This is a genomic window from Pseudomonas sp. NPDC089407 (assembly GCF_044900445.1).
In the GTDB taxonomy this organism is placed as follows: Bacteria; Pseudomonadota; Gammaproteobacteria; order Pseudomonadales; family Pseudomonadaceae; genus Aquipseudomonas.
In genome coordinates this window covers 41,586-60,128 of the sequence record NZ_JBJDNB010000026.1, presented here as the reverse complement: position 1 = coordinate 60,128, position 18,543 = coordinate 41,586, and the positions used below count along the sequence as shown (strand labels likewise).

General features: G+C 63.8%; 13 protein-coding genes. 3 read left to right on the top strand and 10 right to left on the bottom strand.

From position 1 onward, the window contains the following. Nucleotides 1-115: 115 nt before the first annotated feature. The 6 genes from cmk to mtnA form a co-directional block, all read right to left on the bottom strand. Nucleotides 116-802: a (d)CMP kinase gene (gene cmk / locus ACI2KG_RS19820; RefSeq protein ID WP_404662966.1), complete on the bottom strand. Its 687-nt coding sequence runs from the start codon at nucleotides 800-802 to the stop codon at nucleotides 116-118. Beyond that, entirely contained in the window at nucleotides 799-3,018 is a 2,220-nt protein-coding gene (locus ACI2KG_RS19815) for a bifunctional prephenate dehydrogenase/3-phosphoshikimate 1-carboxyvinyltransferase (protein ID WP_404662992.1), read from the bottom strand. The genes cmk and ACI2KG_RS19815 overlap by 4 nt, the downstream gene beginning before the upstream one ends. A 193-nt stretch (nucleotides 3,019-3,211) precedes the next feature. Next, entirely contained in the window at nucleotides 3,212-4,306 is a 1,095-nt protein-coding gene (gene pheA, locus ACI2KG_RS19810) for a prephenate dehydratase (protein WP_016485356.1), read from the bottom strand. Next, nucleotides 4,306-5,391: a 3-phosphoserine/phosphohydroxythreonine transaminase gene (gene serC / locus ACI2KG_RS19805; RefSeq protein WP_404662965.1), complete on the bottom strand. Its 1,086-nt coding sequence runs from the start codon at nucleotides 5,389-5,391 to the stop codon at nucleotides 4,306-4,308. The genes pheA and serC overlap by 1 nt, the downstream gene beginning before the upstream one ends. 265 nt (nucleotides 5,392-5,656) lie before the next feature. Next, nucleotides 5,657-8,422: a DNA gyrase subunit A gene (gyrA, locus tag ACI2KG_RS19800; RefSeq protein ID WP_400620271.1), complete on the bottom strand. Its 2,766-nt coding sequence runs from the start codon at nucleotides 8,420-8,422 to the stop codon at nucleotides 5,657-5,659. 548 nt (nucleotides 8,423-8,970) lie between these two features. Then, on the bottom strand, nucleotides 8,971-10,047 hold the full coding sequence (gene mtnA / locus ACI2KG_RS19795; protein WP_404662964.1) for an S-methyl-5-thioribose-1-phosphate isomerase: 1,077 nt from the start codon (nucleotides 10,045-10,047) through the stop codon (nucleotides 8,971-8,973). Between the two features lie 110 nt (nucleotides 10,048-10,157). On the opposite strand from mtnA, the gene ubiG reads away from it, so the two are divergent. The 3 genes from ubiG (at nucleotide 10,158) to ACI2KG_RS19780 (ending at nucleotide 12,419) form a co-directional block, all read left to right on the top strand. Further along, complete coding sequence (gene ubiG / locus ACI2KG_RS19790; protein ID WP_201206748.1) at nucleotides 10,158-10,856, top strand: bifunctional 2-polyprenyl-6-hydroxyphenol methylase/3-demethylubiquinol 3-O-methyltransferase UbiG; 699 nt, start codon at nucleotides 10,158-10,160, stop codon at nucleotides 10,854-10,856. A 2-nt stretch (nucleotides 10,857-10,858) separates the two neighbouring features. Then, entirely contained in the window at nucleotides 10,859-11,530 is a 672-nt protein-coding gene (mupP, locus tag ACI2KG_RS19785; RefSeq protein WP_404662963.1) for an N-acetylmuramic acid 6-phosphate phosphatase MupP, read from the top strand. Nucleotides 11,531-11,678: 148 nt separating this feature from the next. Continuing rightward, nucleotides 11,679-12,419 carry a YciK family oxidoreductase gene (locus ACI2KG_RS19780; RefSeq protein ID WP_201206744.1) on the top strand — a complete coding sequence of 247 codons (741 nt, stop codon included), beginning with the start codon at nucleotides 11,679-11,681 and terminating at the stop codon, nucleotides 12,417-12,419. Between the two features lie 122 nt (nucleotides 12,420-12,541). On the opposite strand, the gene ACI2KG_RS19775 is transcribed toward ACI2KG_RS19780, so the two are convergent. From ACI2KG_RS19775 to ACI2KG_RS19760, 4 genes are all read right to left on the bottom strand, one after another. Continuing rightward, nucleotides 12,542-13,327, bottom strand: coding sequence for a TenA family transcriptional regulator (locus ACI2KG_RS19775; RefSeq protein ID WP_201206742.1), 786 nt, complete (start codon nucleotides 13,325-13,327; stop codon nucleotides 12,542-12,544). Nucleotides 13,328-13,357: 30 nt separating this feature from the next. After that, nucleotides 13,358-15,814: an EAL domain-containing protein gene (locus ACI2KG_RS19770; RefSeq protein WP_404662962.1), complete on the bottom strand. Its 2,457-nt coding sequence runs from the start codon at nucleotides 15,812-15,814 to the stop codon at nucleotides 13,358-13,360. A 269-nt stretch (nucleotides 15,815-16,083) separates the two neighbouring features. Continuing rightward, nucleotides 16,084-17,916, bottom strand: coding sequence for an ABC transporter ATP-binding protein (locus ACI2KG_RS19765; protein WP_404662961.1), 1,833 nt, complete (start codon nucleotides 17,914-17,916; stop codon nucleotides 16,084-16,086). Then, entirely contained in the window at nucleotides 17,909-18,541 is a 633-nt protein-coding gene (locus tag ACI2KG_RS19760) for a DsbA family protein (RefSeq protein ID WP_400620255.1), read from the bottom strand. Before ACI2KG_RS19760 ends, ACI2KG_RS19765 begins: the two co-directional genes overlap by 8 nt. Nucleotides 18,542-18,543 lie beyond the last annotated feature (2 nt).

The window sequence follows — 18,543 nt, the reverse complement described above, 5'->3', positions numbered from 1 at the left end:
TGTAGATTCGGGCGAAACAAACGCCCCTCGCCACATTCCAGACAATGTGGGTCTGTTTTAAGTAAAGGAAAGCCGGCAAGACGTTGACTGGTGAACCTGCCTGCTCTCCTGGCTATCAGAGAAGGTCGCGCTGGGCGATCTCGCTCCTGATACGTTGCAACACCTGCTCGATGGACAACTCGGTAGAGTCCAACTGAATGGCATCGACCGCTGGCTTCAGCGGGGCCACTGCACGTTGGGTGTCGCGCTCATCACGCGCACGAATCTCATCCAGCAGACTCGACAGACTAACATCTTCGCCCTTACCCTTCAACTGCAGGTAGCGGCGGCGCGCGCGCTCCTCGGCACTGGCGGTGAGGAATACCTTCAACGGCGCGTCCGGGAACACCACGGTGCCCATGTCGCGGCCATCGGCAATCAACCCGGGCATCTCACGGAAGGCGCGCTGACGCTGCAACAGCGCTTCGCGCACGGCAGGCAGTGAAGCCACCATCGAAGCGCCGGCACCGACGGTTTCGGTACGGATGACCTGGCTCACATCCTCGCCTTCGAGGATGGTCTGCTGCAGCTTACCGGGCTCGGCAGCAATGAACTGCACATCCAGATGGGCGGCAAGCGTGGTCAGCAGCTCTTCGTTGGTCAGGTCGACGCCGTGGTTGCTGGCGTTGAAGGCCAGCAGGCGGTACAGCGCGCCGGAATCCAGCAGGCGCCAGCCCAGCTCGCGGGCCAGCAGGCCGGCAACCGTGCCCTTGCCCGAGCCGCTTGGGCCGTCGATGGTGATGATAGGGGCTTGCGAACTCACGACTTGCCCTCTTCTGCCACGCGAATGCCGACTTCGGCGCACAACGCCAGGAAGTTCGGGAACGATGTCGCGACGTTGGCGCAGTCATGGATGCGGATCGGCGCACTGGCGCGCAGCGAAGCCACACTGAAAGCCATGGCAATACGGTGATCACCGTGGCCATGCACTTCACCGCCACCCAACTGGCCACCGTCGATGATGATGCCGTCCGGGGTCGGTTCGCACTTGATGCCCAGGGTGATCAGGCCGTCGGCCATGACCTGGATACGGTCGGACTCCTTCACACGCAGTTCTTCGGCACCGCGCAGCACGGTACGCCCTTCAGCGCAGGCAGCGGCCACGAACAGCACCGGGAATTCGTCGATGGCCAGCGGCACCAGCTCCTCGGGGATGTCGATACCTTTAAGCTTGGCACCGCGCACGCGCAGGTCGGCTACCGGCTCGCCACCGACTTCACGCTGGTTTTCCAGGGTGATGTCGCCGCCCATCAGGCGCAGGATGTCGATCACACCGGTACGGGTCGGGTTGATGCCGACGTGCTCCAGCACCAGCTCGGAGCCTTCGGCAATGGAGGCAGCCACCAGGAAGAAGGCTGCCGAGGAAATGTCGGCCGGCACTTCGATACGGGTAGCCGTCAGTTTGCCGCCAGATTGCAGCGATGCTACCGGGCCATTGCTCTCGACGGCATAACCGAAGCCGCGCAGCATGCGCTCGGTGTGGTCGCGGGTCGGCGCCGGTTCGGTGACGGTGGTCTTGCCTTCGGCATACAGGCCGGCCAGCAGCAGGCAGGATTTGACCTGGGCGCTGGCCATCGGCAGCGTGTAGGTCAGGCCCTTGAGCGTGTGGCCACCGCGGATGGTCAGCGGCGGGCGGCCTTCCGGGCCGGTCTCGACCACGGCGCCCATTTCACGCAGCGGGTTGGCGACGCGGTTCATCGGGCGCTTGGACAACGAGGCATCACCGGTCATGGTCACGTCGAACGACTGGCCGGCCAGCAGGCCCGACAGCAGGCGCATCGAGGTGCCGGAGTTGCCCACGTACAGCGGCCCGGGCGGCGGCTTGAGGCCGTGCAGGCCAACACCATGAATGGTCACGCGACCATGGTTGGGGCCTTCGATGACCACACCCATGTCACGGAATGCCTGCAGGGTCGCCAGTGCGTCTTCACCTTCGAGGAAGCCTTCGACCTCGGTAGTGCCTTCGGCCAGCGAGCCGAGCATGATCGAGCGGTGGGAAATCGACTTGTCGCCCGGTACGCGAATCCGCCCGTTCAGGCGGCCACCCGGTTGGGCCAGGAAAATCAGATCGTTGGCGTTCATAGCGTCCACATAGGCCCGGCGGGCCAGGATTTTACTGAAATGCTCGCGGGCAACCCGTGCACGGGTGAATACACCCAGCAGCTGGTGCCCGTCCCCTTCAGCGATCGCGTCGCGCAAGGCGTCGAGATCACTGCGATATGTATCAAGTGTGCGCAGGACAGCATCGCGGTTGGCGAGGAAGATGTCGTGCCACATGGTCGGGTCGCTGCCGGCGATCCTGGTGAAATCGCGGAAGCCCCCGGCAGCGTACCGGAAGATCTCGAGGTTTTCATTGCGTTTGGCCAGCGAATCGACCAAGCCAAAGGCCAGCAGGTGTGGCAGGTGGCTGGTGGCGGCCAGCACTTCGTCATGGCGCTCGACCGACATGTGCTCCACGTCGGCGTCCAGCGCACGCCACAGGCGGTCGACCAGGGCCAGTGCGGCCGGGTCGGTTTCGGCCAGCGGCGTGAGGATGACCTTGTGCCGACGGAACAGGGTGGCATTGGCGGCCTGTACCCCGCTTTGCTCGGAACCGGCGATGGGGTGGCCGGGGACGAAGCGTGGCAAACGCTGGCCGCTCTCGTTTACAAAAACAGAACGCGCCTCACGGACGACGTTGCCCTTGGCACTGCCGACGTCAGTGATGATGGCGTCGCCGAGGTCGAGCCGGGCCAAGCGTGCCAGGACCTTTTCCATGGCCAGGATCGGTACGGCCAACTGGATGACATCGGCGCCCACGCAGGCGGCGGCGAGGTCTTCTTCGCAGCGGTCGACCACGCCCAGGGCTACGGCCTGCTTGCGCGAGGGGGCATCCAGGTCGACACCGACCACTTCGCGGCACAGGCCGCTTTCACGCAGGCCCTTGGCGAACGAACCACCGATCAGGCCGAGGCCGACCACGACCAGGCGATTGATAATTGGCGCGGGTTTGGTTTTTGCTGCATTTACCACTGGTGCGAACCCTGTTCAGAAATCTAGACAGCCTGTTAGGGCCATTGGGGCTGCTTTGCAGCCCATCGCGACGCAAGGCCGCTCCTACAATGGATTGCGTACTCCTGTAGGAGCGGCCTTGTGTCGCGATGGGGCGCGAAGCGGCCCCAACAACCTCAGATCAAAGCACCGCCTTCGGATACGACCCCAGCACCTTCAGCGCCACAGCCTCCTGGCTGATCTGCTCCAGCACCGCTTTGATCAGCGGGTCGCGGTGGTGGCCGACGAAGTCGATGAAGAACACGTAGGTCCACTTGCCGCTGCGCGACGGGCGGGTCTCGATGCGGGTCAGGTCGATGCCGTTCTGGTGGAATGGCACCAGCAGCTCGTGCAGGGCACCTGGCTTGTTGCTCATCGAGACAATGATCGAGGTCTTGTCGTCGCCGGTCGGCGGCACTTCCTGGCTACCGATCATCAGGAAGCGCGTGGAGTTGTCCGGGCGGTCTTCGATTTTCTCGGCCAGGCGGGTCAGGCCGTACAGGTTGGCCGCCATATCACCGGCAATCGCCGCCGAATTCCACTCACCCTTGACCCGCTTGGCTGCCTCGGCATTGCTCGACACAGCCACGCGCTCCACGTTCGGGTAGTGCGCGTCCAGCCACTTGCGGCACTGGGCCAGCGACTGGGCGTGGGAGTAGATGCGGGTGATGCTGTCGGTCTTGGTGTTCTCGCCCACCAGCAGGTGGTGGTGAATACGCAGCTCGACTTCACCGCAAATCACCATGTCGTGCTCGAGGAAGCTGTCCAGGGTGTGGCTGACAGCGCCTTCGGTGGAGTTTTCTACCGGCACCACGCCGAAGTTGACGGCACCGGCCGCCACTTCGCGGAACACTTCGTCGATGGCCGCCATCGGCCGGCTGATCACCGCATGACCGAAGTGCTTCATGGCCGCAGCCTGGGTGAAGGTACCCTCTGGGCCGAGGTAGGCGATTTTCAGCGGCTCTTCCAGGGCCAGGCACGACGACATGATTTCGCGGAACAGCCGCGCCATCTCTTCGTTACCCAGTGGCCCCTTGTTGCGCTCCATCACGCGCTTGAGCACGGCGGCTTCACGCTCGGGGCGGTAGAACACCGGCTTCTCGCCTTCTTTCAGCGAGGCGGTCTTGACCCGGGCGACTTCTTCGGCGCAACGGGCGCGGTCGCTGATCAGCTCGAGGATTTTTTCGTCGAGGCTGTCGATGCGCACCCGCAGGGCCTTGAGTTCCTGTTCGGACATCAGCCGTGCTCCTTCTCGAATTCAGCCATGTAGCCTACCAGCGCTTCTACTGCTTCCAGGCCCAGGGCGTTGTAGATGGAGGCACGCATGCCGCCCACCGAACGATGGCCCTTGAGGTTGAGCAGGCCACGGGCGTCGGCACCGGCAAGGAAGGCTTTGTCCAGGCGCTCATCCGCCAGGCGGAACGGCACGTTCATCCACGAACGGGCGTTGACGCTGATCGGGTTGGTGTAGAACTCGCTGCTGTCGATGAAACCGTACAGGCGCTCTTTCTTGGCACGGTTACGCTGCTCCATGGCATCGACGCCACCCTGCTCTTTCAGCCACTCGAACACCAGGCCCGAGAGGTACCAGGAGTAGGTGGCCGGGGTGTTGTACATCGAGCCGTTGTCGGCCGAGACCTTGTAGTCGAGCATGGTCGGGCAGCTGCTGCGGGCGTGGCCCAGCAGGTCTTCACGCACGATCACCACCACCAGGCCGCTTGGGCCGATGTTCTTCTGCGCACCGGCGTAGATCAGGCCGAACTGCGACACGTCGATCGGCCGCGAGAGGATGTCGGACGACATGTCGACTACCAGCGGAACGTCACCGGTCTGCGGCACCCAGTCAAACTGAAGGCCACCGATGGTCTCGTTGGACGCATAGTGCACGTAGGCAGCGTTCTTGGTCAGGTTCCAGTCGTTCTGGCCCGGGATGGCCAGGTAGTCGTAGGGCTTGGCGCTGGCGGCGACGTTGATGTTGCCGAAGCGGCGCGCTTCCTCAATGGCCTTTTTCGACCAGATACCGGTCTCGACGTAGTCGGCGGTGCCGTTTTCCGGCAGCAGGTTCAGCGGGATCTCGGCGAACTGCTGGCTGGCGCCGCCCTGCAGGAACAGCACCTTGTAGTTGGAGGGGACGGACAGCAGGTCACGCAAGTCCTGCTCGGCCTTTTCGGCAATGGCAACGTAATCGTCGCTGCGATGGCTCATTTCCATCACCGACAAGCCCTTGCCATGCCAGTCCAGCATTTCGGCCTGGGCGCGCTGCAGGACAGCATCAGGAAGCGCGGCAGGGCCTGCGCAGAAGTTAAAGGCTCGTTTGCTCACATCCACTCTCGCTCTGCCAAATGGTACAAATTCTTTTCTTGCAGGCCGCACGCGGCTTTTTTGTAGGAGCGGCCTTGTGTCGCGAAAGGGCCGCAAAGCGGCCCCCAGCTTTTTGCAGCGCCGCTGAAACCTTGGGGCTGCTTTGCAGCCCTTTCGCGACACAAGGCCGCTCCTACAAAAAGCTCGCCCGCACCCGGCCAGGCATTGCCTGCCGTAATCAGTCAAACGGGGCGACCTTGGTCGCCCCGTTCGGGTTTACGCTTGCTTACTCCTGCGGGGCCTCTTCGGCGCCTGCAGCTTCATCGTTGTCTGGCACTTCGGCCTCGACACCCTCCTCGTTCGCCTCGACCACATCATCGAGTTCGTCCTCGGACGGCTCCTGGATCCGCTCCAGGCCCACCAGTGTTTCATCAGCAGCCAGCTTGATCAGGGTAACGCCCTGAGTGTTACGGCTGAGGCTGGACACCTCGCCAACCCGGGTGCGCACCAGCGTGCCCTGGTCGGAGATCAGCATGATCTCTTCGCCTTCCTGCACCTGGATAGCGCCGATCAGCAAGCCATTACGCCCTTTGGTACCCATGGCGATCACGCCCTGGCCACCACGGCCGCGACGCGGGAACTTGGACAGCGGGGTGCGCTTGCCAAAGCCACGCTCGGAGGCGGTAAGGATCTGCGAGCCGGATTCCGGGATCAGCATCGAAATGATCTGCTGGCCCTTGCCCAGCTTCATGCCACGCACGCCACGGGCGGTACGGCCCATTTCACGCACCACGCTCTCGGCGAAGCGAATGACCTTGCCGGCGTCGGAGAACATCATGACTTCCTTGGCGCCGTCGGTAATGGCCGCGGCAATCAGGGTGTCACCTTCCTTGAGCTTCAGGGCGATCAGGCCATTGGAGCGCGGACGGGCGAACTGCACCAGCGGGGTCTTCTTGACGGTACCCGAGGCGGTAGCCATGAAGATGTACGCGCCAGTCGGCTCTGCCACCCACTCCGGGGTGTCGCCGTCTTCTTCGTCGACTTCTTCGGCCTCTACCAGCTCACCTTCGAGCACGGTGTCATCCGCGTCTTCCAGCTCTTCGTCGAGGTCGGCGTTCTGCTGCAGCGCTTCGAGGTCGATCTGCAGCATGGCGGTGATGCGCTCACCTTCTTCCAGCGGCAGCAGGTTGACCAGCGGGCGACCACGGGCAGCGCGGGACGCTTCGGGGATTTCGTAGGTCTTCTTCCAGTACACCTTGCCCTTGCTGGAGAACAGCAGCAGCGTGGCGTGGCTGTTGGCGACCAGGAGGTGTTCGATGTAGTCCTCGTCCTTCACGCCGGTCGCCGACTTGCCTTTGCCGCCACGGCGCTGGGCCTGGTAAGCGGACAATGGCTGGGTCTTGGCATAACCACCGTGGGAAATGGTCACCACGCGCTCTTCTTCCGGGATCATGTCGCCGTAGTTGAGGTCGTGGCTGGCATTGAGGATTTCGGTACGACGGGCATCGCCGTACTCGGCGCGGATGGCTTCCAGCTCTTCGCGAATCACTTCCATCAGGCGCTCGGCGCTGCTGAGGATGCGGATCAGCTCGCCGATCTGCTCGAGGATTTCCTGGTACTCGGCCAGCAGCTTCTCGTGCTCCAGGCCGGTCAGGCGGTGCAGGCGCAGGTCGAGAATGGCCTGGGCCTGTTCCGGCGACAGGAAGTATTTGCCGTCGTGCAGGCCATACTGCTCCGGCAGGTCTTCAGGGCGGCAGGCGTCGGCGCCGGCGCGCTCGACCATGACCTGCACGGCACTGGATTCCCACGGCGTGGAAACCAGGGCTTCCTTGGCTTCGGACGGCGTCGGCGAGGCCTTGATCAGGGCGATGACCGGGTCGATGTTGGACAGCGCAACCGCCTGGCCTTCGAGGATGTGGCCGCGTTCGCGGGCCTTGCGCAGTTCGAAGACGGTACGGCGGGTCACCACTTCACGGCGGTGACGGACAAACGCTTCGAGCAGGTCCTTGAGGTTGAGCAGGCGCGGACGGCCGTCGACCAGGGCCACCACGTTGATACCGAACACACTCTGCAGCTGGGTTTGCTGGTAGAGGTTGTTGAGCACCACCTCTGGCACCTCGCCGCGACGCAGCTCGATGACGATGCGCATGCCGTCCTTGTCGGACTCGTCACGCAGCTCGGTGATGCCTTCGATCTTCTTCTCTTTTACCAGCTCGGCGATCTTTTCGATCAGGCGCGCCTTGTTCAGCTGGTACGGCAGCTCGGTGACCACGATCTGCTGGCGGCCGCCGACCTTGTCGATGTCTTCGATCTCGGAACGGGCGCGCATGTAGATGCGGCCACGGCCGGTGCGATAGGCCTCGATGATGCCCTGGCGGCCGTTGATGATGCCGGCAGTCGGGAAGTCGGGGCCGGGGATGAACTGCATCAGTTCATCGATGGTGACTTCCGGGTTGTCGATCAGCGCCAGGCAGCCGTCGATGACTTCACCGAGGTTGTGCGGCGGGATGTTGGTCGCCATGCCCACGGCAATACCGCTGGAACCGTTGACCAGCAGGTTGGGGATGCGCGTCGGCATGACCGCCGGAATCTGCTCGGTGCCGTCGTAGTTGGGCACCCAGTCGACGGTTTCCTTGTGCAGGTCGGCCAGCAGCTCGTGGGCCAGCTTGGTCATGCGCACTTCGGTGTATCGCATGGCCGCGGCGTTGTCGCCGTCCACCGAACCGAAGTTGCCCTGACCGTCGACCAGCAGGTAGCGCAGCGAGAACGGCTGGGCCATACGCACGATGGTGTCGTAGACCGCAGTGTCGCCGTGCGGGTGGTACTTACCGATCACGTCACCGACCACACGGGCGGATTTCTTGTACGGCTTGTTCCAGTCGTTGCCCAGTTCGCTCATCGCATAGAGAACGCGACGATGCACGGGCTTCAAGCCGTCACGCGCATCGGGCAGCGCTCGCCCGACAATCACGCTCATCGCGTAGTCGAGGTAAGACTGTCTCAGTTCGTCTTCGATATTGACCGGGAGGATTTCTTTGGCCAGTTCGCCCATGAGAAGCCTGATTCCTTTTTCTGGTGAAACTTCGCAGCTCCATCAAGGGCCGAACGAAGCTCGCCGCCGCAACGCATAAGGGTGCGACGACTTACGACAAATCAATGAGTTGTGCCATGGATCTGCGCAATGAAGGCCGCCGTGATGGGCGGTCTTGGAAACTGCCGGATGTTACCACAAAGGCGGGGGCGGTGGGGAGATGTGGCACGGGGGCTTGTGTGAGGGCTGAGAGGTGCTTGTCTTGGTTTTTTTGGGGCCTGGGAGATCGAGCGCCGCCCGCGCGGCGCTTCGCGGGGCAAGCCCGCTCCCACATTTGTTGCAACGTGGCCATGCCTGTGAGGCCATGGTTGTCAGCCTTGTTGGCATGACTGGATTTCGAGGTGGGCATTGATGCCGCCTCACCTGTCTCAAGACATGCACCAAGGCTGGCAACCATGGCCTGTCAGGTTCGGCACGTTGCAACAAATGTGGGAGCGGGCTTGCCCCGCGAAGCGCCGCGCGGGCGGCGCTCGATCTCCCAGGCGACAACCCCCTATCGCCCTACCCCCTCAATGCAACCGCTTGCGGCACATCAATTGCGCCAATTTGGCGGTATCCGGGCGTTCGACGATGCCGCGTTCGGTCACGATCACGTCGATCAGGTCGGCCGGGGTCACGTCGAACACCGGGTTGAACACCTCGACATCCGGCGCCACCCGGGTACCGCCGATGTCCAGCAGTTCGTCGGCGGCGCGCTCTTCCAGCGGGATATCCTCGCCGGTGGCCAGGTTCAGGTCGATGCTGGTGCTCGGCGCCACCACCATGAAACGCACGCCATGGTGCATGGCGCTGACCGCCAGTTGGTAGGTGCCGATCTTGCTGGCAACGTCACCGTTCGCCGCAATGCAGTCTGCCCCCACCACCACCCAGGTGATGCCCTTGCTCTTCATCAGGTGGGCCAGCGCCGAATCGGCGCACAGGGTCACCGGGATGCCTTCGTTGGTCAATTCCCAGGCTGTCAGGCGCGAGCCTTGCAACCAGGGGCGGGTTTCACCGGCATACACCCGCTCGACCATGCCCTCCAGGTAACCGGCGCGAATCACCCCCAACGCTGTGCCGAAGCCGCCACTGGCCAGTGCACCGGCATTGCCGTAGGTCAGCAGGGTCTGGGCATTGCCCTGGTGGCGGCGAATCAGCTCGATACCGAACTGGGCCATGGTCAGGTTGGCTTCACGGTCGCTTTCGTGGATGGACACCGCTTCGGCCTCCAGCGCGGCCAGCACGTTTTCGTCCGGGCGCAGGCGCTGCAGGCGCTCGCGCATGCGGTTCAGCGCCCAGAACAGGTTGGCCGCGGTGGGGCGGGCTTCTGCCAGGCTGAGGAAGTCCTCTTCCAGGTCCATTTCCCAGTCGCCGCCTTCGGCCAGCCGCTCTTCCAGGGCCAGCACCAGGCCGTAAGCGGCGGCAATGCCAATTGCCGAGGCACCGCGCACGGCCATGTCGCGGATCGCCGCCGCCACCTGCGCGACATTGTCGCAGGCCAGCCAGCGCTCTTCCGACGGCAGCAGGCGCTGGTCGAGCAGGTGCAGGATGCCGCCCTGCCAGCGGATCCCGGTCACCTTCTCCGCCGCCAAAAGTCGCTCGCGCATCGCCTCTCCCTGTCGTTCGGATATCAAAAGCCGGCGATTATAGCGACCCTGGGGGCCGAGCGCTCGGGTATACTCCGGCGCAATTTTGCGAAGTTTCAGAGGACTGTTCAATGAGCAACGTCGACCGCGCCGAAATCGCCAAGTTCGAAGCGCTGGCCCACCGCTGGTGGGACCGCGAAAGCGAGTTCAAGCCGCTGCACGAAATCAACCCGCTGCGCGTCAACTGGATCGACGAACGCGCAAGCCTGGCCGGCAAGAAAGTGCTGGACGTAGGCTGCGGCGGCGGCATCCTCAGCGAAGCCATGGCCCTGCGCGGCGCCACGGTCACCGGTATCGACATGGGCGAAGCGCCACTGGCGGTGGCCCAACTGCACCAGCTGGAGTCCGGCGTGCAGGTGGAGTACCGGCAGATCACCGCCGAAGCGCTGGCCGAGGAAATGCCTGAACAGTTCGACGTGGTCACCTGCCTGGAAATGCTCGAGCACGTGCCCGACCCGTCTTCGGTGATTCGCGCCTGCTACCGCATGGTCAAGCCCGGCGGCCAGGTGTTTTTCTCCACCATCAACCGCAACCCGAAGGCCTACATGCTGGCCATCGTCGGCGCCGAGTACATCCTGAAGATGCTGCCGCGCGGCACCCATGACTTCAAGAAGTTCATCCGCCCATCCGAACTGGGCGCCTGGAGCCGCGATGCCGGCCTGCAGGTGAAGGACATCATTGGCCTCACCTACAACCCGCTGACCAAGCACTACAAGCTCAACAGCGACGTCGACGTCAACTACATGATCCAGACCCTGCGCGAGGAATAAGCATGCGTTTGCGAGCAGTACTCTTCGACATGGACGGCACCTTGCTCGACACGGCGCCGGACTTCATCGCCATCTGCCAGGCCATGCTCGCCGAGCGCGGCCTGGCGGCGGTTGACGACAACCTGATCCGCGGTGTGATTTCTGGCGGTGCCCGGGCGATGGTTGCCGCCACCTTCGGCATGGACCCGGAAGCCGAAGGCTTCGAGGCCCTGCGCCTGGAGTTCCTCGAACGCTACCAGCGCGACTGCGCGGTACACAGCAAGCTGTTCGACGGTATGGCCGAGTTGCTGAGCGATATCGAGAAAGGCAACCTGCTGTGGGGCGTGGTTACCAACAAGCCGGTGCGCTTTGCCGAGCCAATCATGCAGCAGCTGGGCCTGGCCGAACGCTCGGCACTGCTGATCTGCCCGGACCACGTGAAAAACAGCAAGCCCGACCCCGAGCCGCTGATCCTGGCCTGCAAGACCTTGGACCTGGACCCGGCCACCGTACTGTTCGTCGGCGACGACCTGCGCGACATCGAGTCGGGCCGCGATGCCGGCACCCGTACGGCGGCCGTGCGCTACGGCTATATTCATCCAGAGGACAACCCCAATAACTGGGGCGCCGACGTGGTGGTGGACCACCCGCTGGAACTGCGCAAGGTGATCGACAGCGCGCTGTGCGGCTGCTGATCGAGACCTGGAAACAGCAGGGCCTGTGGGAGCGGGCTTGCCCCGCGAACACGGGCGGAGCCCGTGCCATCCTCCGCGCCGCCTGCTTCGCGGGACAAGCCCGCTCCCACAAGGATTGGCGCTACCCAATGAACAAGGGAAAAATCTGATGTTCGACTACACCGCCCGCCCCGACCTGCTGCAAGGCCGGGTCATCCTGGTTACCGGTGCCGGCCGCGGCATCGGCGCTGCTGCCGCCAAGGCCTATGCCGCGCTGGGCGCCACCGTGCTGTTGCTGGGCAAGACCGAGGCCAACCTGAACGAGGTCTACGACCAGATCGAAGCCGCCGGGCACCCGCAACCGGTGGTCATCCCGTTCAACCTGGAAACCGCCCTGCCGCACCAGTACGACGAGCTGGCCGTGATGATCGAAGACCAGTTCGGCCGCCTTGACGGGCTGCTGAACAACGCCTCGATCATCGGCCCGCGCACGCCGCTGGAGCAGCTGTCGGGCGACAACTTCATGCGTGTTATGCACATCAACGTCAATGCCACCTTCATGCTCACCAGCACCCTGCTGCCGCTACTGAAGCTGTCGGAAGACGCCTCGGTGGTATTTACCAGCAGCAGCGTCGGGCGCAAGGGCCGGGCGTACTGGGGCGCCTATGGCGTCTCGAAGTTCGCCACCGAAGGGCTGATGCAGACCCTGGCCGACGAACTGGAAGGCGTGGCGCCGGTGCGCTCCAACAGCATCAACCCGGGCGCTACGCGCACGGCGATGCGGGCACAGGCGTACCCCAGCGAGAACCCGCAGAACAACCCGCTGCCGGAAGAGATCATGCCGGTGTACCTGTACCTGATGGGGCCGGACAGCAAAGCCGTGAATGGGCAGGCGCTTAACGCCCAGTAAGGCTTGAGATTGCCGGGGCCGCTGCGCGCCCCATCGCGACGCAAGGCCGCTCCTACATGGGTACGCAATCCCCTGTAGGAGCGGCCTTGTGTCGCGATGGGGCGCGCAGCGGCCCCAAGGCCTTACCCTGCCGCCAACGCCGGTCGCATACGCCCCTGCTGGCGCCCCTCCAGCTGCATGCAACGCTCCAGGAACAGGAACATGCAGTCGTAACTCTTGCAAATCGCCCTGCGCAGCTCGGTACGCAAGCCCAGGCTGGGGTTCTCGCCGGCCAGGGTGCAGATGATCTCCAGCGCCTCCCACGGGTGCGCATCGTCGTACTGGGCATGCATCTTCAGCCATTTCATCGCCCGCTTGCGCCCTTCCTCAGGGAAGCCCTGCGCATAGGTGTCGGTCGAGCACACCACCGCCGACCATTCGCCGGTCGCACCTTCAATGGCGTAGTTGGTCGCGGCCATGGAAATGGCCAGGTTCTCGGTGGCACACACCCGCCAGCACCAGTCGTTCAGGCCGTTCAGCTCGGGCGGCACTTCCTGCGCCTGCAGTTCGTGCAGGTGCACCCCGTGCGCCTGGCACCAGTTCACCCAGTAGTCGGCATGGTTGAGTTCGACACGAATGTTGCGCATCAGCCAGCGCCGCGCCATGTCTTCGCCCTGATGGCGGCCATAGCGGGTCTTGGTCAGGTTGTGCGCCATGTACAGCGAGAACTGCTCCACCACCGGCCAACCACCGATCAGGTACTGGCGAATGGTCGACTGCTTCAGCTGGCCATCGCGCAGGCGTGCATAGAATTCATGCTCCACCACACGACGCTTGCTTTCACGGCAGTCTTCAATCAGTTGCTGGGCCCATTGAGGGTAGCTGGCGGGGTCCATCAAAGGCCCGATACGAACGAATGCATCAATCACTTTCAGCTCCTTGATCCTTGTGATTTCTAGCTAGCGAAACGTGCCAGGTGCCCGCTGCAACAGAGGCCGGGCGGCGATCCGTTGGCGCTGCAGACTGTCACAGGTGAACACCTGGGGGCGTTCGATCAGGTAACCCTGGGCGTAGTCCACGCCTATTTCCTGCAGGGCCTGCTCGATCAAGGGTGTTTCGACAAACTCGGCGATGGTGCGCTTACCCATCACATGGCCGATGTGGTTGATGACCTCGACCATGGCCCGGTTGACCGGGTCGTCGAGCATGTCCTTGACGAAACTGCCGTCGATCTTCAGGTAATCCACGGGCAAATGCTTGAGGTAGGCGAACGAGGACATGCCGGCGCAGAAATCATCGAGCGAGAAGCGGCAACCCAGGCCCTTCAGCTCATTGATGAAGCGGATGGCACTGCCCAGGTTGGCAATGGCACTGGTTTCGGTGATTTCGAAGCAGATCATCCGCGGCGGGATGGCGTACTCGATAAACAGCCGCTGCAGGTACTCAAGAAACTTGTCGTCACCAATGCTCGACCCCGACAGGTTGATGGCACAGATCGACAACGGCCCTTCACGCCCTTCGTCGAGGCACTGGCGGATGACCAGGAACACATTGCGCACCACCCAGCGGTCCAGCGCGGTCATCAGGCCGTAGCGCTCGGCCGCCGGGATGAAGCTGTTGGGCAGGATGGTACGGCCGCTTTCATCGTGCAGGCGCAGCAGGATTTCGATATGGCCGGGGCCTTCAAAGGTTTTCAGCGGGGCGATTTCCTGGGCGTACAGGCAGAAACGGTTCTCTTCCAGGGCCACGTGCAAGCGCTGGATCCAGGCCATTTCGCCAAAGCGCATGGACAGTTCGCTGTCGTCGGCGTGGTACACCTGCACGCGGTTGCGGCCTTTTTCCTTGGCCATGTAGCAGGCCATGTCGGCGGCACGCAGCGAGGCCTCGAGGGTGCCGGGGGCCTGGGCCATGTGCACCAGGCCAACGCTGACAGTGGTCACGAACGGCCGGCCCTTCCACACGAAGTGCAGGCTCTGCACCATCTGGCGCAGTTGCTCGGCAATGCGCTCGGCCTGGTCGGGCGGGCAGCTTTCCAGCAGTACGCCAAATTCATCGCCGCCCAGCCGCGCCAGCGTGTCGCCTTCGCGCAGGCCGGACTGCAGCACGGCGCAGATATGCCGCAACAGTTCGTCGCCGGCGGCGTGGCCGCAGGTGTCGTTGACCAGCTTGAACTGGTCGAGGTCAAGGAACATCAGCGAGTGTCGCCCGGCCTGGCGTGCCAGCTCATTGAGCGCCTGCTCCAGGCGGTATTCGAACTCGCGGCGGTTGGCCAGCCCGGTCAGCGCATCGTGGGTGGCCTGCCAGGACAGGTTGGCGATGTATTGGCGCTCCTGGGTCATGTCGTGCAGCACCAGTACGATGCCGCTGACCTGGCCATCATTGACGATCGGCGACCCCACCAGGTTGATCGACACGGTGCTGCCGTCCAGGCGCTGGATAAGCCGGGCATGCTCGGCGCCGCCCTTGAGGCTGCCGCTGAGCACCTGTTCGACCAGGCTGCGACCGCCTTCCTCGGCCTGCTCGTCAACCAGGCTGAACAGTGCCGACAGCGGCAAACCCTGGGCCTGCCCGGCCTGCCAGTGGGTCAGTTGCTCGGCGGCCGGGTTCATGTAGCCGATGTAGCCGTCGACGTCGGTGGTAATTACCGCATCGCCGATGGCCTGCAGGGTGATCTGTGCCCGCTCCTTTTCTGCCTGCAGGGCACTGGCAAAGGCCTGGCGCTGGGCCAGCAGCTTGCTGGAGCGGCGCCAGGCGATGGCAATCAGGAACATTGCCGTCAGCAGGTTGGTGATCAACAGCACCCGCAGCAACATGCGCGAACCTTCGCCCAGGGCATCACTGAAAGCCTTGGCCGCAGGCGTCACGCCTTCATTGATGGTGACGATGCGGGCCTTCCAGTCGCTGAGGGTGGCCGCATCCACCGGGCCACTGGTGAAGCGCTGGCGCATTTCGCCGGCCAGCACATCCAGCTTGGCCAGGTAGTCGTCGCCGATGTCCCAGTAGTCGATGGCGGTCTGCATGTAGCTGATGTGGCGGAAGTTGCGATAGAACCAGATGATCCGCTCGACATCATCGGGGTGGTTACCCCCTTGCAGCACCGCTTGGCGCGCGGCATCGAGGTCGGGGCTGGGCTGGTCGAGCACCTCGCGCACCTGGTGGTCACCCTGCGGCACGGTAATGGCCTGACGGTAGCGCTGGTAGGTGCTTTCGTCGCGGGTTTCGGCATACAGGTTGAGGTAGTAGATGGCGTCTTTCTGCGCCTTGGACCATAGGCTTTCGCCCGCCACATAGGCACGCACGGCCGAGAGCGTATAAAGGCTGAGGCTACCCAGTGCCACCTGGAAGACCACAACGGCGATGAAGGGCCAGGTAATACCGAGCAACTTTGGCGCTTCGAGTGTGCGATGTTCCTTCATGTAATCCCTGTCACAGAGCAGATAAGGCGCAAATCGACCCAGACAAGCACAGCGTAGGCCATTTGCCATCGCTGTGGAGGGGATTTTTATGACAGGTTCAACGCCATTTCTGATTCCGCCGCTGCGCTTTTTGTAGGAGCGGCCTTGTGTCGCGAAAGGGCCGCAAAGCGGCCCCGGGATTTTTGCATCAGCGCTGGGATCCTGGGGCCGCTTTGCGGCCCATCGCGACGCAAGGCCGCTCCTACACAGAGCGCGATGGCCTGTAAGGCCTAGCTTTGCTGCAGATGCCCATAAAGCTTGGCATACAGCCCACCCTCGGCAATCAGCTGCTGGTGGTCGCCGTCTTCGGCCACGTGGCCGCCATCGAACACCAGCACCCGGTCGGCCTGTTTCACTGCCGACAGGCGGTGGGCGATGATCAGTGTGGTGCGGCCGCTGAGAAAGCGCGCCAGGGCCTGATGCAGGTTGTATTCGGTCGCGGCATCCAGGGCCGAGGTGGCTTCGTCAAGGATCACCACCTTGGGCTCGGCCAGCACCATGCGGGCAATGGCCAAGCGCTGGCGCTGGCCGCCGGACAAGCGCACGCCAGAGCGCCCCACCACGCTGTCCAGGCCCTGCGGCAAAGCGCCGATGGTAGCGTCCAGCTGGGCGATACGCAGCGCCTGCCAGCAGGCCTCGTCACTGCACTCGCGGCCCATGGTCAGGTTGGCGCGCACCGTGTCGTTGAACAACGACGGGTGCTGCAACACCACCGCAACGTGCTCGCGCAGGGTTTCCAGGCCGATTTCCTGCAAGCTGGCACCGCCAAAGCGAATGGTCCCGGCCTGGGCGCTGTACAAGCCCAGCAGCAGCTGCACCAGGGTACTCTTGCCGCCGCCGCTGGCCCCGACGATTGCCACCTTCTCGCCCGGGGCGATGGACAGGTCGAGGTGATCCAGCACCGGCTCGTCGGCATAGGCAAAACGCAGGTCACGCACATCGATGCCGACGGTCTCGCGGCCGGCGAACGGGTCGCTGGCGGCCGGGTACTGCGGTTCGTCGGCCCGCGCCAACAGCTCGTTGAGGCGGCTTAGCGCGCCGCCGGCGGCGTAGTAGGCGTATTGCAGGTTGAGCAGCTGCTCGACCGGGCCGATCATGAACCACAGGTAGCTGAACACCGCCAGCATCTGGCCGATCGACAGGTCGGAAAACAGCACGGTCAGCATCGCGGCGGCGCGGAAGATGTCGATGCCGAACTGGAACAGCAAACCACTGGCGCGGCCACTGGCATCGCTCTTCCATTGCGAGTCCACGGCATAGTCGCGCACTTCGCGGGCACGCAGGCCGAGGCGGCCGAGGAAGTAACCCTGGCGGTTGCCGGCGCGGATCTCCTGAATGGCGTCGAGGGTTTCCGTCAGCGCCTGGGTAAAGCGTGACGTGCTGTCGTTCTCGAGCTTTTTCAGGTGTTTGACGCGTTTGCCCAGCTGCACGGTGAAGTAGATCACCAGTGGGTTGAACAGCAATATCAGCAAGGCCAGTTGCCAGTGCATCCAGATCAGGATGGCCGCCGTGCCGGTCAGGGTCAGCATGGCCACCAGGAAGCGGCTGAGGGTTTCGCCAACGAACTTGTCGAGGGTGTCCAGGTCGGTGACCAGGTGGGTCGTCACCGTGCCACTACCGAGGCTTTCGTATTCCTTCAGCGAAATACGCTTGAGCCGCTCGATCAGGCGGATACGCAGGCGGTAGACGATATCTTTGGCCAGCCCGGCAAACAGCTTGGCTTGCACCACGTTGAAGGCCAGCGCCGCCAGGCGCAGGCACAGGGTCAGCGCCAGCATCAGGCCAATATAGCCGGCAGCCACCTGCCAGCCGGACGGCAGCAGGTGGTTCATCCACTTCAGCGCCGCATCGCCATGGCCAAGCAGCACTTCGTCCACCAGCAGCGGCAGCAACAGCGGAATGGGCACGCTGCAGCAGGCTGCCAGCACGGCGATGAAGTTGGCGGACCAGAGGTTCTTCTTGTGGTGCAGGGCCAGGCGGCGGATTTCCGCCCAGCTCAGTCGATCGGCCGCAGTGTAGCGCTTGCCCGGTACCGGGTCGGGTGACCCCGGCACATCAAGCACAGGCGGCCTGCTGCAGCCAGCGGCCGAGCAAGGGTTGCAGGCGCTCCAGCGGCTGGTAGCCGTTGGTCAGCAAGGCCAGTTGGCCATTGCGTTCGGCCAGCAGGGTCGGGAAGCCGGCAATGCCGAGGTCCTGGGCCCAGGCGAAATCAGCAGCCGTACCGGCACGGGTATCGGCACGGGCGAAGCTTTCGGCAAACAGCCCACGGTCGAAGCCCGCCTGTTCAGCCAGCTCGACCAACTGCGGTGCAGTGGTCACATCCACGCCCTGCTCGTAGAAACCGCGCTGAATCAGCGCCAGCAGCGGCCAGACGCGCTCGGCGTCCAGTTCACGGGCGGTGACCAAGGCGCGGCAGGCCGGCTCGGTGTCATAGACGAAGCCGTCGGGCATGGCCCCCTCGAAGCGGAACGGCTGGCCGGTAGCTTCGGCCACCGCCTGCCAGTGCTCGAGGATGTACTTACGGGTAGAGCTGTCCAGGGCGCTGCCGCCGGTACGCAACCCGCCCGGGACCACGCGGGTGGGCACGCCTGCCTCACGCGCCTGGGCGATCAGGGCCGCCGCCACTGGTGCAAAACCCCAGCACCAGGAGCACATCGGGTCCATCACATAGATCAGGCGTGCAGACATGC

What these genes read in the sequence shown, in the direction of transcription:
- pheA (WP_016485356.1), bottom strand. Translation starts at nt 4,306, where the DNA reads ATGTCCGAACAGGAACTCAAGGCCCTGCGGGTGCGCATCGACAGCCTC.
- gyrA (WP_400620271.1), bottom strand. Translation starts at nt 8,422, where the DNA reads ATGGGCGAACTGGCCAAAGAAATCCTCCCGGTCAATATCGAAGACGAA.
- mtnA (WP_404662964.1), bottom strand. Translation starts at nt 10,047, where the DNA reads ATGCGCGAGCGACTTTTGGCGGCGGAGAAGGTGACCGGGATCCGCTGG.
- ubiG (WP_201206748.1), top strand. Translation starts at nt 10,158, where the DNA reads ATGAGCAACGTCGACCGCGCCGAAATCGCCAAGTTCGAAGCGCTGGCC.
- mupP (WP_404662963.1), top strand. Translation starts at nt 10,859, where the DNA reads ATGCGTTTGCGAGCAGTACTCTTCGACATGGACGGCACCTTGCTCGAC.
- ACI2KG_RS19780 (WP_201206744.1), top strand. Translation starts at nt 11,679, where the DNA reads ATGTTCGACTACACCGCCCGCCCCGACCTGCTGCAAGGCCGGGTCATC.
- ACI2KG_RS19770 (WP_404662962.1), bottom strand. Translation starts at nt 15,814, where the DNA reads ATGAAGGAACATCGCACACTCGAAGCGCCAAAGTTGCTCGGTATTACC.
- ACI2KG_RS19760 (WP_400620255.1), bottom strand. Translation starts at nt 18,541, where the DNA reads ATGTCTGCACGCCTGATCTATGTGATGGACCCGATGTGCTCCTGGTGC.